A 15,845-nucleotide genomic window follows, 5' to 3' on the forward strand; every position below is an offset into this window, starting at 1 on the left:
AAGTACGTGCTAAATTATGTTCATATTCACAAACCGAATAATTCTTTAGGATAAGTAGGATTGTAACTGCTTCGAGCAGGCAAGACCTAAATTCTAACGAACTTACGACTACCGCGGGGCGTAAGTTGGTTGAATTTGGGTCTTTTTTTGTTTCCGTTTTTCATTAAAATCCCGGGGGGATCAGCATGAGCAATCAGAAAATTGCACGAGAAATACTGCCTTTATTAGGTGGAGAAGAAAACGTAAAAGATGTAACTCACTGTGTAACTCGATTGCGTCTTACCCTTAAAGACAATGAGAAAGCAGACAAAGCTGGTATTCAGGCTATACAGGGTGTTATGGGAGCGACAGTCAATGGGGGGCAATTTCAAATTATTGTTGGGGATAAGGTATCCGATGTTCACAGCGAATTTATAAAATTACTGGGTAACCGTCAAGTTGCGGATGATAGTAGTTCTGCATCAGGTTCGAAAGGCTTCAAAGGGATTCTCAATTCCTTCTTTAATGTCATCTCAAGTATTTTTGCTCCAATCATTCCAGCAATCATCGGGGCGGGATTACTTAAAGGGATTATCACATTACTCTCGTCTTTTGAACTCGTATCTTTGGAAAGTAGCACATATAAGTTGCTATCTGTATTCGCTGATGCGGCTTTTTATTTCTTGCCTATCCTTCTTGCTTTTAGTACGGCGAAAAAGTTTAATGCTAACCAATATGTCGCTGGGGCGATTGCGGGTGTTTTGATTCATCCTAACTTAGGTGCTCTTTTGAACGGTGAATCACCTGTCACCCTAGTTGGCATCCCGATTACTTCAGTCATATACGCATCGTCTGTATTACCCATTATTCTGGGCGTGTGGTTTATGTCTTATGTGGAAAAGGTTTTAAAACGTATCATTCCTAAGGTTCTTCAGTCTATCTTTTTGCCACTGCTTACATTGTTGATTGTTTCTTCTATCATTCTTATTGCGCTTGGACCTGCTGGTACACTCATAGGAAATGGAATCGCCGTCGGATTTATTTCACTATACATGAACTATGGATGGCTAGCGGGGCTTCTTCTCGGAGGATTTTATCCGCTGATTGTCATCACAGGTATGCATTACGGGTTCTTGCCAGTCATGTTCCAATCCCTTTCTAAGTATGGTGTTGACTATATAATGGGGATTGCAGTTGCAGCCAATTCGGGTCAGGCAGGGGCGACTCTTGCGGTATATTTGAAAACCAAAAACAAAGAATTCAAGGCTGTAGCTGGAACAGCAGCACTGAATGCCATTATCGGGATTACCGAACCTGCTCTTTACGGTGTAACCGTTAAGTTAAAAAAACCGTTGATCGCAGCTGCTATTGCTGGAGGCCTGGGCAGTGCAGTAATGGGATGGTTTAAAGTTGGTGCCACGGGAATTGGTACCGGGCCGATTGCAGGGTTACCATTTTTCTTCGGTTCCACATTCCTGTATTTCTTGATCGGCTGTGCAGTTAGTTTTGTTGTTGGTTTTGTTCTGACACTCATTATTGGATTCGAAGATATTCCAGAGAGAAAAGAAGCTGTAGCCGTCTCTTCGAATAATACAATTACAGGGACGATAGAGAGTGATCCTAGAGCACCCGTAACGGTACAATTTAATAATCCAGATCGTGTTCAACCTATTCTTAGTCCTATTCATGGAGAAGTGGTAGAACTCTCGCAAGTCAGTGATCCTGCCTTTGCAGCTGGTATGATGGGCAAAGGAATTGCAATTAGACCCACTACAGGAAGAGCGGTGTCACCTGTGAAAGGTACGGTCGCGACTGTTTTCAAGAAGAAACACGCCATTGTTGTTGTGGCTGACAGTGGAGCAGAAATATTGATTCATATTGGCATAGATACCGTTAAACTGAATGGTCAACATTTTGAGACTCACGTTGAAGTAGGTCAACATGTTGAGGCTGGCGATCTGTTGGTTGAGTTCGACATAGAACAGATTAAAAAAGCTGGCTATGACACGGTAACTCCTATTATTGTAGCTAATTATAATGACTATGTCGATGTTAATGCAGAATCAATCGGAAGTATTGATGAAAAAGATCCTTTAATGAAGGTAATCGGATAAAGAAAATTTGGAGGGTGAAAAACAATGGATTTTACAAAAAAATCGGTGAATGAAATTAAAACGTCGGGGGATTTATTCCCCCCTGACTTTCTCTGGGGCGGAGCCGTGGCTGCGAATCAGATCGAAGGTGCATATCTGGAGGATGGTAAGGGATTATCTGTCTCAGATGTGTTGTCGGACGGAATATTCGGTCAGATCCTGGATAAGCCTGATGGTGAATATCTCAAACACCAGGCCATTGATTTTTACCATCGTTACCCCGAGGATATCGCATTGTTCGCAGAAATGGGGTTCCGAACACTAAGAACTTCTATAGCGTGGACCCGGATTTTTCCGAATGGAGATGAAGCCATTCCTAACGAAGCAGGTCTGGAATTTTATGATCGGTTATTTGATGAACTGCTCAAATACGGAATTCAACCATTAGTTACACTTTCTCATTATGAAATGCCTCTTGGACTCGTCCATAAGTACGGTGGCTGGTCTAATCGAGAAGTGATTACTCTTTTTGAACGTTTTTCGAGAGTTGTTTTCGATCGGTATGGGGACAAAGTAAAGTATTGGCTGACATTCAACGAAATTAATATGATGCTTCATGGTCCTTTTATTGCAGGAGGAATTTATCCTGATCAGGCAACTGAGCAAGTAACTTATCAGGCTATCCATCACCAATTCGTTGCAAGTGCTTTAGCAGTGAAGGCTTGTCATGAAATTATTCCCGATGCTCAGATCGGGTGCATGATAGCGGGTGGCCCAATGTATCCTCTTACACCTAAACCAGAGGATGTGTTGGAAGCCATGCGTAAAGACAGGGAGAATTTCTTCTTTGCAGATGTGCAAGTCAAAGGTAAATATCCTGGGTATATACTGCGTTATTTCAGAGAATCCAATATTGATCTCGATATCACAGAAGAGGATCTGAAGACACTTAAACACACGGTCGATTTCATTTCTTTTAGCTATTACATGAGTTACTGTGCAACGACAGATCCTGAACTTAATGAGCAATCCAGAGGCAATATTATGAGCGCGGTTAAAAATCCGTACCTTTCAGCTTCCGAGTGGGGTTGGTCAATCGATCCAAAGGGATTGCTCTACACGTTAAATCAGTTCTATGACAGATATGAAAAACCTTTGTTTATTGTCGAGAATGGCCTAGGCGCAATAGATGTCCCGAATGAGAAGGGGATTGTTGAGGATTCCTATCGGATTGATTATATCCGTGAGCATCTTGTGCAAGTCGCAGAAGCGATTCAAGATGGAGTCGAGGTCATGGGATACACTAGTTGGGGATGCATAGACATCGTAAGCAACTCCACCGGAGAGATGCGTAAACGTTATGGCTTCATTTATGTCGATCGTCACGATGATTTATCGGGAACTTTTGAGAGAACACGAAAGAAGAGTTTCAATTGGTACAAAGAAGTCATCGCTACCAATGGAAAAATCATTACAGAGTAGAGGTAAAACAGCCGAAACATGTTCCATAACGAATGGAGGTGTTTCGGCTGTTTCAAATTTAATGTTATGAACATGAATTTAGAGGACTTGCCGAGGGATAACAGGCAAACTAATCATGGTCTCAGTATCTATAAATTTTAGTGTATCTTCATCCACTAACAAACCTTGCGGCGAAACCCAAGCTGCCTCTGCTACGGCTGCATTTTCGAAGATGTATAACGAAACAGCATCATAGGGTGCTTCATCGGGGACGTAGGCTCCATCTCCCTTCCCCGGTTTTCGAGTAGGATGCTGCCGATAAGAAATAAGCCCCGGAAGCTTGGTAGCAAGAGCTCCATGAGTGAATTCATAATGATAGCGAAACTCTTCAAGTGACATCCCTGGTTTTCTTCGGAACACAAACATGATGCTATGTCCTTTTTCAGGATATACATTTAACTCTTTTATACTTTCCATTATGGTTTAGCCTCCTCGAGTTAGTTTATTTAACATATGGTTATTATAGCAATGGAAATGAACATCCTAATAGTGTCTTAATCTAGAGTTTTATGGTGTAAATCAAGTTTTGTTTGGAATGTGTACTGTTTCACGTTATGTTTTATTCCATAAAACTATTCGTATACTTCGAGCATAAAAGGGGGAAGGAACTCATGGGTGTTCTTCTTATACAAATAGACGAGAATGATTTCATGGAAGTGAAGGAGCTGATCACAAGGAATTATGCAGGAGCTAAAGTCATTACTGTGAATCAGTTGCCCGGGGATACGGATTGGCTTCTAAGTATGACAGAAATACCTGATCTTTTGGATAGACTTATCAATACAGCTGGGGAACCTGCGGTGCAACGCGTTTTACATTATATAAACTGTCACTTTAGAAGATCATTAACGTTGGAGGAGGTATCTTCTGAAGTCCATTTGAATCCAGTCTATTTCAGTCAGTGGTTTAAGCAGAAGACCGATTGTGGGTTTAAAGAATACATTACACATATTAGACTTCAGGAGGTACGACACTGGCTGCTAAATAGCGATCACACCATCAACTGGATCGCTGAGTATGTGGGGTATCAGGATACAGCACATCTATCTAAACTATTCCGAAAACATTTTGGTTTGGCTCCAGGGATGTATAGACAAAAGATAAGAAATGAACGCCAAGCATCAAGATAGTCCATTTTCAAAAAAGTATTTGAGGAAAAGGGTCACCAAGCTCAGGATTCGGCATGGGTCCTCTAACATATTTCATTAAGCATATAGGTGTTCAAGGAAAATAAAGTATTCTTTGGGAGAAGAAGGACGATTAGTAACTATACAGAATTGTGATACCTCATTTTTCATACTCGTTGAGAACATCGTGTAATACATGATGTTCTCAAATAACTTGTTTTCGCTAATCTTTAAGTTAAAGAACGGGTTATCTCGCTTATGAAGGGTACACCTGATTCCTTTTAAACAATCCCCATACCTGTTCGGCCATGTATTTCGGTGAATGTGGCATGTTATTTATAATCCACCATTCGATTACCCCAATGAATGCAAAGGCCATAAAGTGTGTGATCAATAGCTTGTCATACCCCTTATTAAGGTCCTCCATATTGACTTGGTCTTTTATGTTCCCCGTCACGATCTCTAACATATGCTCCCGAAATGCAGGGATTCCTTTATTCGAAAGCATGGAAGCGAAAAACGTATGGTTCTGCTCAAAGTATTGAAAAACAGGTGACAAAGAATGAATAAAATCAACCTTTTCCTGATTTGGATCGGTTGAGATGCAAACGGAGATCATTCTGCTCAAATGCTCATCGATGCATTGGTTAAGAAGATCGTATTTATCGGTGTAGTGAAAATAAATGGTTCCCCTGTTAACATTCGCTCGATCCGCAATCTCATTAATAGTTATTTCTTCAAAATCCTTCTCCGAGATCAAACCTATAAATGCATTAAATATGGCTGCCTTTGTTTTTAGGATTCTACGATCGATTTTAACTCCCATAATGTATAGCCTCCAGAAGATATTTAACAAATTATTCGAATCCGTTGAATATAAAACAAAAATCACTTTTTTAGCGATTGAAGAAATCAACATAATCCATATAATAATAACCAACGGACGTTATATATTCAACAAAAGTTCGATAAAGTTTTGCTGTAACCTAAATGTTCATTGGGTCAAAAGAGCAATCTAACAATAAAATATCGAGGTGATCGACTAATGAACATAACGCTTTTTGGTGGTAGTGGTGCAATTGGGAAAATTTTGACTGAGGTAGCAATTCAAAACGGGGATAACGTTACCCTTTATGCTAGAAATGCGGGGAAAATTGGACAGAAACATGAGAAGCTAAATGTTGTCGAGGGTCAATTATCTAATCAAGACTTGGTGGAACAAGCACTGTCGAATGCCGATCTCGTCATTAGCACATTGGGACCCGCACTTGATACGTCCAGAAAATTAAAAGGTACCCCTGTTGCGGATGGTCATGAGGTTATTGTAAATGCGATGAGAAAGTTAAATAAGAAACGACTCATTACACTTGCTACTCCAACCTTGAAATCTGATAAGGATCGGAATTCGATTGCCACAATTGTACCGGGAATTATGGCCAAGGTGATGTTTCCGAATGGTTATTACGAAATGAAAAAGCTTGAGGAAATCATCAAGCGATCTTCTTTAGACTGGACAGTAGTTCGGATTATTAATCCAAATGTAAGGCATAAGGAAAACGTTCATTATGCTTACTCGCTAGGCGATCAGCCAGCCAAAATGGGGGTATCCCGAGAAAATATCGCTAAATTTATGTATCATGCAGCTTCCGAGCCATCCTTAATTCATCAAATGCCGATTGTATACAACAGTTGAGAAAGGATTCCATCTGTTTATCAAGTGAAGGGAGAGGAACGAAATGAAAGTAGAGATTTGGTCGGATATTGGCTGCCCATTTTGTTATATCGGAAAACAGCGTTTCGAGGACGGGCTGGGGCTGTTTGCATCCAAAGATAAAGTGAATGTGGAGTACCGGAGCTTCCAGCTAGATCCTTATGCCGAGAAATACCCAGCTTACGATGTACATGACTTGTATGTTTCAAAGCATGGTGGCAGCAGAGAAGAAGCCAAGGCCATGCATAAACAATTTGCCCAACAAGCGAAGGGTGATGGAGTGGATTTTCAATTTGACCGAATAATCCCTACTCATTCGCTCGATGCGCATCGATTGATCAAGTTTGCGGGTACCTATGGCAAGAGTGCGGAAGTGTTGGAGCTTCTGTATAAAGCATATTTCACAGATTCCAAGCATATCGGCGACGCGGACACACTGGCTGACATAGCGGCGGAAGCTGGTATGGATCGCGAGAAAACGCTCAACGTGCTGGAAAGCACGCAATATGTGGATGAAGTTCGTGCAGATGGGCGTGAAGCAAGCAGCCTTGGAGCTACAGGTGTACCTTTCTTTGTCATCAACCGCAAATATGCGATTTCAGGCGCACAATCAAGTGAAGTGTTTCTGGAGGCGCTGCAAAAAGTATGGGACGAGGAACATCCGCTGATGACGTTAGATACGACTCTAAACCAAGAATCAGGCAATGTTTGCGAGGATGGTTATTGTACGCCAAAAAACAGCTGACGGAGGCGCCATTAAAGTAATCGTAAAACAGCGGCAGTCTAGGACTTTATTTTCTCGTCCATAGCTACCGCTGTTTCTTTTATTGGAGCTCTTTGGGTTTTAATGCTTGGCGAATCAGTTGATTGAATTGACTCATATGGTGATCAAAACTGAAATGTTCGTCAGTGGCTGTACGTGCAATAAGGCCGTCAATCAGCGCATACAACCAGAGAGAAAGGGTCTCCACATCATATTCTGGATCTACTTGTTTTTCATGAATAGCACTTGTAAGCAGATTTTTGAATGATTCACGCATGATGATATCACTTTGATTGAAGACATGTCGCACGCCCTTATTGCGTGAAGCTTCAGCCAAAATTTCGATCCATAATCTCTGGTCCATAGGATATACGGGATTACTGACACAACTAGTTATAATCGTCAGAATCTGTCCGAGAGGATCTTTTTCGGTTTCTTTAAATTCCATTTTGGCCAAGGCATGGCGCTGTTCTTCTTCCACCAGTGCAATAATAAATGCATCTTTACTTGGAAAGTGGCGGTACAGATTCCCTGCACTCATTCCTGCTTCTTTTGCAATTTCGACAATGCCTGTTTTGTGAAATCCATTGCGTGAAAAACATCGAACAGCAGCCTCGATGAGCAAGCGTCTGCTATCGTCTTTTTGTTTCATTCGTTTCGATTTAGGCGGTTCAGAGTTATTCATTGTACTTCAAATGTACAGGGATACCTTCTTGGCTCTTATCCCTGTAACCTCCTTGTTTCGCGAAATAATGTACATCCATCATACCATGTACATTACCATAGTCTGCATTTGGATTAAAGTGTATTAAAGACTGGACGCTCTTTATTATCAATATCTCCAAGCAGAGGTAAACGAGACAGCATGTTCGCCAAGAAATAAGAGTCCCAAGGGAAATGTTCAGTGATCCCTAGACCGACTACATCATAGGATTTGGCTACATCTTGCAAAACTCGGATAATGGTTTCCATACTTGATCCTTGTGGGAAGCTCTTGGTGTATTCTTCGTATGTTCCCGGATAAGCAACCAGAAGAGAACGGAATTCTTTCATATCCAGAACATCCAGATCAAAATGAATAATAATCTTGGACGGTTTTTTCTCAGCTAGCCATTGGAGCACTTTAGAACTATCCTGCTTAATTTCATCGGGACCTACAATATCTAATTTCATGTTTTTCATGGGCTCTGAGTGAAGAGCATCGATCATGTCGTTCAATCCTACATATAGGATTTGTTCAGGTTTAAAAAGATGGGGCACCTCTGCAACAAATTCCTGATCACCTACCCCAAGCAAATTGGCAAGAACATGAGCATGATGATTTTCAAAGTCTTCAGGGATCGAGACATCAGGGTGAGCATCTACCCATAACAGAGCAACATCTCCATCATATTTCTCATTCAAATAAGAAAAAGGAGCAAGTTCTACACTGCAATCCCCTCCAAGGACAACGATACGTTCAGGGTTATGTTTATGAATTAGACTTTTGGCTGATCTAGCTTGTTGCAATACGGTACTTTTGGCAATTATACCTTGTTCTTTTTCTACATTAGGGTTCAGATCGACGGGTACTTCTTCAAAAGGACCATTAGACTTGGGAGCAAGCCAGTTTAACAAGTGAGCTCCCAGAACGTAAGGAGGGTTGTTCCCTCCTTGCCATTGAGGGAATAACAAACGCAGTGTACGGCTTGTATCCATTTCATTCATAAGATATTTCTCCTTTTATTTAAGTTAGTGATCGTTCATTCACTGAAAATGATACAAGATTACTTTTTATATTGCAAACCCTAAATAACAGGGAATGCCTATTTGAAATTATGCTGATTATACAATGACAATCATTGAGCTTATAAAAGGCAGGCGTTGATGACGGCCATTGCACAGAATGTGAAGAAAATGGCCCGACACCTACATGTCTTTTGTGGCTTAGAAATAGGCTTTCTCAACTTAAAAATTATTCCACATTGGTTGATGATTTTTTGTGACGTTTAATGGGTGAACCAGAGTTATCTTTAATAAATTTTCCACTAAACAGCTTTGTGAAAGATATCTTTCATGATACAGTGGAAAAACGGTGTAGTTTTACCGCCGCCATTTATTTGAAAGTGGAATTATGTACTATAATAAGTAAGCATTTTAAAAACTTTCTTGAATTAAACTGAGGTGCTCAATGAATCGAATTTTACTGGTTGAAGATGATGATAATTTGGTGTTCGGTATTGAATATACTTTAACAAGTGAAGGATATGGCGTTGTTCTTGCGGGTAGCTTGGAAGAAGCCAGAAAGGCATTAAAGACAGACGACGTCGATTTAATTTTGTTGGATATAAATTTACCTGATGGTTCAGGGTATGACCTGTGTAGGGAAATCCGTGCATTATCCCAGGTTCCCATCATTTTTTTGACAGCTTTGGATGAGGAGACAAATGTTGTTGCTGGTCTTGATTTGGGAGCAGATGATTATATGACCAAACCGCTCCGTACCAAAGAACTTCTCTCTAGAATGAAAGCCGTATTAAGGCGCAATCATAAGCCCAAGGATGAACCGAATAGATGGATATCCGACGATATTGAAGTTCGAGTTCTAGAAGGAATTGTTCTTAAAAACAATCAGGAACTTTTATTGACGGGGCTGGAATATCGATTGCTATTGATGTTAATGACTCACCCCAAGCAAATTTGCAGCAGAAGTATCATCCTTAACAGTCTGTGGGATATGTCAGGAGAATTCATTGATAACAACACCCTTTCAGTTCATATCAGAAGGTTAAGAGAGAAGATCGAGGATGTTCCTGCAGTACCGAGATACATCATTACCGTTCGAGGAGTCGGATATAAATGGAATGCAGATATTGTAGGGAGATAAACCATGAATGAATTCGTCCGTAATCCAGAGTGGAAGTCTATTACTGTTAAAGCGATCGTATTACAAGTTATGTTAGCGGTAATCATATTCTTTTATATGAGTTATCAAGTCAGTCAGATCAATAAGGCCGTGGTTAATCAAAATGCTGCATTGATTGGTTATGTTTTGAAGCAAGCTCCTCAACTAGAAAATGAAATTATCCACTTTATCACTCAGGGTGCACAAGAAAATGAAATCGTAGAGGGAAAACGCAGCCTGGCTCAATATGCATATAAGGAAGATATGCCCGTAAACGATCAACCTGTACTCTCGGATAACGCCTTACCCATGAAAACGGCGGCTCAGGTTTTGCTTTATAGTATTCCATTACTGCTGTTATTGGGATGGGAATACCGCAAAATATTTAACAAGATTCGAACCATAACCTTTGCAGCGGAGCAAGTTGTTGAACATCAGTTTGATCAACCGCTTCCGGAGAATGATGAAGGGGACTTTGGCGCATTAGGACGAAACTTTAACGCGATGGCCGAAAGGTTACACAACAGTCTTCGGCAACTCCAACAAGAGAAAATGTTTCTACGCAACTTGCTTTCCGATATTTCGCATCAGCTCAAAACGCCACTAGCAATCCTCATCGTTTTTAATGAAAATTTGCTAAATGATCCTCATATGAAAGAAGAAATGAGAACGAAATTTCTGGATCGAGGCCGTCAACAACTAGAGCGAATGGAATGGCTGATTATCAGTTTGCTGAAGCTGGCACGGGTCGAAGCCGGAGCAATAACGTTCCTGATAGAACGCGTTCGAGTAAGAGAAATGATCGATCATGCTGTACATTCGTTGCGAATGTTATCCGAGCAAAGGAAGCAGAAGATTCACATTCATGGTGGAGAAGATATGTATGTTTGGGCGGATGAAGAATGGCTAACAGAAGCCTTGATTAACTTGATTAAAAATGCACTGGAACATACGCCACTAGAGGGAGGAATTGATGTTATTTTAGAAAAAAATTCATTATTCCAGACAGTAATCATTCGAGATCAAGGAGAAGGCATTTCCCCAGAAGATTTGCCTCACATTTTTGAACGATTCTATAGAGGGAGAAGAACGACAAAGCCGCAAAGTCTTGGCATTGGCTTGTCTTTATCCAAGTCCATTATTGAAGAGCAAGGCGGTATGATCACCGTTGTAAGTCAGTTAGGGCTAGGAACAGAATTTAGAGTTTCGTTTAATAAATGGGATAGTGGAGGAAGCTTACAATAACGTAAGCTTCCTCTTCACTTTATTGTAAGCTTCGATCTTTATAATAACAAACATACAAAGTGAAACATTAGCTCAGGAGGTAAACAGGTGGAAATACTAAAAACTATTGATTTATGTAAAACTTATGGAAGTGCAGAGGCAAAGGTTGAAGCTTTAAAAAATGTCAATTTCTCTGTTCAACATGGAGAATTTGTTGCCATCGTAGGAGCCAGTGGATCAGGAAAAAGTACCTTAATGCATCTTCTAGCTGGAGTGGACCGCCCGGCTAGTGGACAGGTCATCATCGATGGTACGGATCTTTACTCCAGAAGTGAAGAGGAGCTCGCTGTATTCCGAAGACGGAAAATTGGATTTATTTTTCAATCATACAATCTGATCCCGGTCCTATCTACAGAGGAAAATATCAAGTTACCGATGCTATTAGAGAACAAAAGGGTAGATGAAAATTATGTTCAGGAATTAATGGGTATATTAGGTCTGACCGAGCGGAGACATCATCTTCCATCCGAATTGTCAGGCGGACAACAGCAAAGAACGGCGATTGGCCGTGCGTTAATTAATAAACCGTCAATTATCTTGGCGGATGAACCTACCGGAAATCTGGATAGTAAAAACAGCAGGGATATTATGGACTTACTTATGTTTTCAGTTAAAAAATATAATCAGACGTTAATCATGATCACGCACGATTTGAATATTGCTAAAATCGCAGATCGAGTCGTAAGAATCGAAGACGGAGTCCTTCTACAGGCAAATGAGGTGAGTGAAAGTTGAAAAGCTACACAGATCTTACTGGAAAATATTTAAAGGGACAGAAAAAAAGATCGATGCTTACAATCTTAGGTATAATCTTGTCGGTTACACTGTTTACTTCCATTGGAACAATCGGGATGAGCTATTGGGATAAGTCAGTCAGACAAACCATGCAGGACTTCGGAGATTACCACGTCTCTTTCAATGGTATTTCAGGAGAAGCAATCCCGAAAGTCAAAAACAATGCAGCCGTAAAAAGTGCCGGCGTCATCAGTAGAGAAGGATATGCTGTCCTTAGGGAAACAAAAGAGAAGGAAAAGAAGGAAGATCCGTTTGCCGCACCCTACCGGTACTTGAATGTCAAGGGATATAATGCGAATGCAATGAACATGCTTCAGTCACAGCTAGACTCGGGCAGGTACCCGGAAAATTCGAATGAAATTATCCTTTCATCTTCGAGTCTGAGTTATTTTTTAAAAAAACCAAAGCTTGGCGAAACAATTACGCTAAACCTTGGAATCCGGAAGGTGGCGTCAACTGGTGAAGACAAAAAGATTAACGGACTTGGCGATTATGGTTGGGATCTTGACGAAGCCTTCCAAGCTCAATCCCAAAGAGAATATACTGTTGTAGGCTTTATGAAGCCGTCAAGCAAAGAGAATTGGTCTTCCGGATACATCTTTCCTGCAATTACTTTCAATGATAACAAGAGTATCGATAACTACAAAAATTACTTTATTTACGTCAAAATGAAATCTTTGAAGAACATCAAAGAAAAGACGGAAGCCTTGATGTCCTCTTTACAGCTGAGTAATGTCGAACAAGGTTCCGCTATGCAACTGGATAGGGATAACTTTATTGAAAATGTAAGAATTGAGTACAATAATGAACTGCTTAAATTGTATGGCAAAAGCATTTATGAAGGTGTGAATAACAGCTTAATCCTAACTTTCGCTGCTGTCATTGCGATTATAATGATTTGTACGATTGCAATGATTTATAATATTTTTCATATTTCTGTACTGGAGCGGATTTCACAATTCGGTATGTTAAGATGCATTGGAGCTACACCAGCCCAAATTCGCAAAATTGTGATGCAAGAAGCAACCCTGATAAGCTTGATCGGCATACCCATCGGGATTCTCACAGGAACCCTTTTTATGAAGGTATTGTTTTACAATATCAGCTTGTTAACGTTAGGTTTCTTAAATGATATGAGAATGGTCATTTCCCTACCAATTCTAATCTCTGCCGGTTTATTGGGCTTGCTGAGCGTATACCTTTCCGCTATTGGACCAGCAAAACAAGCAGCTCGCGTATATCCTCTTGAAGCGCTGAAAAATGCGGGAAGCTCGAAGGTTGAAAATATCACAAAGGTCAAAAAGTCTCTGTTTGTTAAAAAGCTGTTTGGCGTCGTAGGGCAATTCGCCAGCAGAAACTTGCAACGGAACAAGAAACGTTTCCGGATTACAGCCTTTTCCATGATTATTAGTATTATTTTATTTATTGTCTTTAGTGGTTTGGTTGATTTCATGCAGCAAATAACACAGCTCTCGGGTGCGCAGTATTCTTATTCGCTTTCCTATGATGGTCCTTCAAGTCGAATAGACGATACTGTGTATCGGGATGTTTCTAAGCTTGATGCTGTTCAACAAGCCTACAAATTTTACAGTAATCAAGTAGATGCAATCATCCCTAAGGATAAGATCAATCCCATATATTATGGATTTCATAAGGATCGATACATCGTTGCCGAAGGGGAAGGGTATCGAACAGATAATAATTTCCTTGTGTCCTACGGAGACAATGGCTTGGATGCTCTGCAATCCAAACTCACGGCCGGGAAGATTGACAAAGAGAAAATGAACCAAGAGAATGGCGTTATCGTCCTACAAAAAATAATGATGATGACAGAAGAAGGCAAACGACTAATTCTCGATCAAACCCAATTTAAGGTTGGAGATCACATCAAAATCCGAACAATTGACGGAAATCATAATGAATATCAAACCGTGACTGTGGTCGGAATTGTCGATCAAGATTTGTTATCGAAGAAATATAGTACAGGTCAAGATCTTTCATTTATTACGACGCCGAAAGTATACTCCAAGATTATGGGTAGCGACACTTATTCCAGAATATTTATCCTCGCTAATCCCGATATATCAAATCATCCTATAACGGACTATCTTAAATCATTAACTGATAAAAACGCTGGTTTTAACTACCATGATCGAGTGGCAGAGGTCGCTCAAGCTAAAAACGATGCAAAGACTTTTAGTATCTTGCTTTACGGTTTTATCGGTGTCATTGTTCTAATTGCTTTCTTGAACATTGTAAATACAGTAAGTACGAATCTAATTCTTCGTACGAAAGAATTTGCAACCCTCAAGGCCATCGGCATGACCCAGAAGGAAGTGAGAAAAATGATTATTTTAGAAGGCGTATTTTATGGACTATTTGCCGCCGTGATCGGAATTATCCTAGGGACGACGCTGAATTATGGAATACAAGTTCTCTTTGCGAGTGCTTTGGATGCAGATTGGGTGTTCCCGTGGTACAGTATCGGCATCGCTTTCGCAGGTTCGATGATTACGACGATCGTCGCAACGATTGGGCCGATGTACAGGTTGAATAAAGTTAGTATCGTAGATGCTCTCCGGAGTGAGAACTAGGATCGGTTGGTTAAAAAGTGTAACACAAAGCCAGCTAAAAATAATGAATTTAAAACAGGCACCCTTTAATCATATGGGGTGCCTGTTAAATCGTTCTTTAAATATTTCAGTAGTGATTCAGCGGGGGACGGTACGGCTATGAGCTGCTAACATCTGATATAACTAATGATATAAAATCCTTACTAGTAGATTGATCCAAAAATAATGTAACTATATTCTCATATGTAATTACGTAAAATAGTGTGCCCAAAGTGATGTAGACATTTGTCGCGGGACAAGAACATTTTGTCATTGCGGATTAGATAATTATCTAAGCAAAGTTTCTATCTTGTAGCTTATACTTTGGAAACACGGGTAAACGGAGAGGTGACAAAGAAAATCAATTGTAGGAACGTTTCCCCATTAATAACGTGTATTAGAATAAAATTATAGAAGGGGTACAGTTAAACAGATAAAGTGGAGCAACTTGCTCAAGCCAAGAACGACGCGACAACCGCCAGGATCTTTTTATATGGATTTATTGGTGTCATTGTCCTGATTGCATTCCTGAATATACTGAACACCGTCAGCACAATGTCATTCTGCGTACCAAAGAATTTGCAGTTCTTAAAGCCCTCGGCATGACACAACGTAATGTAAAGAAAATGATTCTGTTGGAAGGCGTATTTTACGGCCTATACGCTGCGGTATACGGTAGTATACTCGGAACAGTATTGAGCTATGGTATACATCGTCTCTTCAAAGGTGCTGTCGATGTAGGTTGGACGATTCTAGGGGCAGCATTGTTCTTGCTTGTGCAGGTGCCATAGCAACAACGCTCGTTGCTACAGTTTGGCCGATGTATCGATTAAATCAAACGAGTATCGTTGAGGCTTTGAGAAAGGAAACGTAGATAACTATAAAATAGATTATCACTTAGAAAGTCGCATAGATCGCGGCTTTTTTTGTTTTAGAGATTCAAAAAAAAGGGGGTTGACTTTTCCTTTGGTTTAGGGGGGACTTGACATGCGTGTGTTATTATCAAAAAGTTGAAAGTTCTCCTCTACAGATTTGGAGAGAGAATGAGATAAGTATGCAAGAGGAGGTTTACATAT

The 15,845-nt window shown here is 40.4% G+C and carries 14 protein-coding genes; 10 read left to right on the forward strand and 4 right to left on the reverse strand.

Going from position 1 to position 15,845, the window contains the following annotated elements:
- Positions 1-185 precede the first annotated feature (185 nt).
- Positions 186-2,093, forward strand: a complete 1,908-nt coding sequence (locus ACM1ND_RS13065) for a beta-glucoside-specific PTS transporter subunit IIABC (protein WP_053325476.1) — start codon at positions 186-188, stop codon at positions 2,091-2,093.
- A gap of 24 nt (positions 2,094-2,117) precedes the next feature.
- Entirely contained in the window at positions 2,118-3,554 is a 1,437-nt protein-coding gene (locus tag ACM1ND_RS13070; RefSeq protein ID WP_068938402.1) for a glycoside hydrolase family 1 protein, read from the forward strand.
- A 78-nt stretch (positions 3,555-3,632) separates the two neighbouring features.
- On the opposite strand, the gene ACM1ND_RS13075 is transcribed toward ACM1ND_RS13070, so the two are convergent.
- Positions 3,633-4,010, reverse strand: a complete 378-nt coding sequence (locus tag ACM1ND_RS13075; protein WP_023988680.1) for an EthD domain-containing protein — start codon at positions 4,008-4,010, stop codon at positions 3,633-3,635.
- 194 nt (positions 4,011-4,204) lie between these two features.
- Between ACM1ND_RS13075 and ACM1ND_RS13080 the strand changes: the two genes are divergently transcribed.
- Positions 4,205-4,723 carry a helix-turn-helix transcriptional regulator gene (locus ACM1ND_RS13080; protein ID WP_023988681.1) on the forward strand — a complete coding sequence of 173 codons (519 nt, stop codon included), beginning with the start codon at positions 4,205-4,207 and terminating at the stop codon, positions 4,721-4,723.
- A 253-nt stretch (positions 4,724-4,976) separates the two neighbouring features.
- On the opposite strand, the gene ACM1ND_RS13085 is transcribed toward ACM1ND_RS13080, so the two are convergent.
- Positions 4,977-5,546 carry a TetR/AcrR family transcriptional regulator gene (locus ACM1ND_RS13085; protein ID WP_418027894.1) on the reverse strand — a complete coding sequence of 190 codons (570 nt, stop codon included), beginning with the start codon at positions 5,544-5,546 and terminating at the stop codon, positions 4,977-4,979.
- A gap of 219 nt (positions 5,547-5,765) precedes the next feature.
- On the opposite strand from ACM1ND_RS13085, the gene ACM1ND_RS13090 reads away from it, so the two are divergent.
- Positions 5,766-6,413 (forward strand): NAD(P)-dependent oxidoreductase, encoded by a 648-nt coding sequence (locus tag ACM1ND_RS13090; protein ID WP_068938401.1) that lies wholly within the window; start codon positions 5,766-5,768, stop codon positions 6,411-6,413.
- Between the two features lie 43 nt (positions 6,414-6,456).
- Entirely contained in the window at positions 6,457-7,176 is a 720-nt protein-coding gene (locus tag ACM1ND_RS13095; protein ID WP_068938400.1) for a DsbA family oxidoreductase, read from the forward strand.
- A gap of 79 nt (positions 7,177-7,255) precedes the next feature.
- Here the strand turns inward: ACM1ND_RS13095 and ACM1ND_RS13100 are convergent, their stop codons facing one another.
- Together ACM1ND_RS13100 and ACM1ND_RS13105 are read right to left on the reverse strand one after the other, a co-directional pair.
- On the reverse strand, positions 7,256-7,846 hold the full coding sequence (locus tag ACM1ND_RS13100; protein WP_179085402.1) for a TetR/AcrR family transcriptional regulator: 591 nt from the start codon (positions 7,844-7,846) through the stop codon (positions 7,256-7,258).
- Between the two features lie 146 nt (positions 7,847-7,992).
- Positions 7,993-8,901 carry an arginase family protein gene (locus ACM1ND_RS13105; RefSeq protein WP_034095032.1) on the reverse strand — a complete coding sequence of 303 codons (909 nt, stop codon included), beginning with the start codon at positions 8,899-8,901 and terminating at the stop codon, positions 7,993-7,995.
- 463 nt (positions 8,902-9,364) lie between these two features.
- Here ACM1ND_RS13105 and ACM1ND_RS13110 point away from each other — a divergent pair, with 463 nt between their 5' ends.
- From ACM1ND_RS13110 to ACM1ND_RS13130, 5 genes are all read left to right on the forward strand, one after another.
- Positions 9,365-10,060 (forward strand): response regulator transcription factor, encoded by a 696-nt coding sequence (locus ACM1ND_RS13110; protein ID WP_023988687.1) that lies wholly within the window; start codon positions 9,365-9,367, stop codon positions 10,058-10,060.
- Between the two features lie 3 nt (positions 10,061-10,063).
- Positions 10,064-11,323: a HAMP domain-containing sensor histidine kinase gene (locus ACM1ND_RS13115; protein ID WP_023988688.1), complete on the forward strand. Its 1,260-nt coding sequence runs from the start codon at positions 10,064-10,066 to the stop codon at positions 11,321-11,323.
- Between the two features lie 87 nt (positions 11,324-11,410).
- Positions 11,411-12,097, forward strand: coding sequence for an ABC transporter ATP-binding protein (locus ACM1ND_RS13120; RefSeq protein WP_068938399.1), 687 nt, complete (start codon positions 11,411-11,413; stop codon positions 12,095-12,097).
- Positions 12,094-14,751 (forward strand): ABC transporter permease, encoded by a 2,658-nt coding sequence (locus tag ACM1ND_RS13125; protein ID WP_068938398.1) that lies wholly within the window; start codon positions 12,094-12,096, stop codon positions 14,749-14,751. Before ACM1ND_RS13120 ends, ACM1ND_RS13125 begins: the two co-directional genes overlap by 4 nt.
- Before the next feature lie 581 nt (positions 14,752-15,332).
- Positions 15,333-15,560, forward strand: a complete 228-nt coding sequence (locus ACM1ND_RS13130; RefSeq protein WP_226887817.1) for an FtsX-like permease family protein — start codon at positions 15,333-15,335, stop codon at positions 15,558-15,560.
- Positions 15,561-15,845: the final 285 nt, after the last annotated feature.

Source organism: Paenibacillus sp. JJ1722 (assembly GCF_048282685.1).
Lineage (GTDB): Bacteria > Bacillota > Bacilli > Paenibacillales > Paenibacillaceae > Paenibacillus > Paenibacillus polymyxa_B.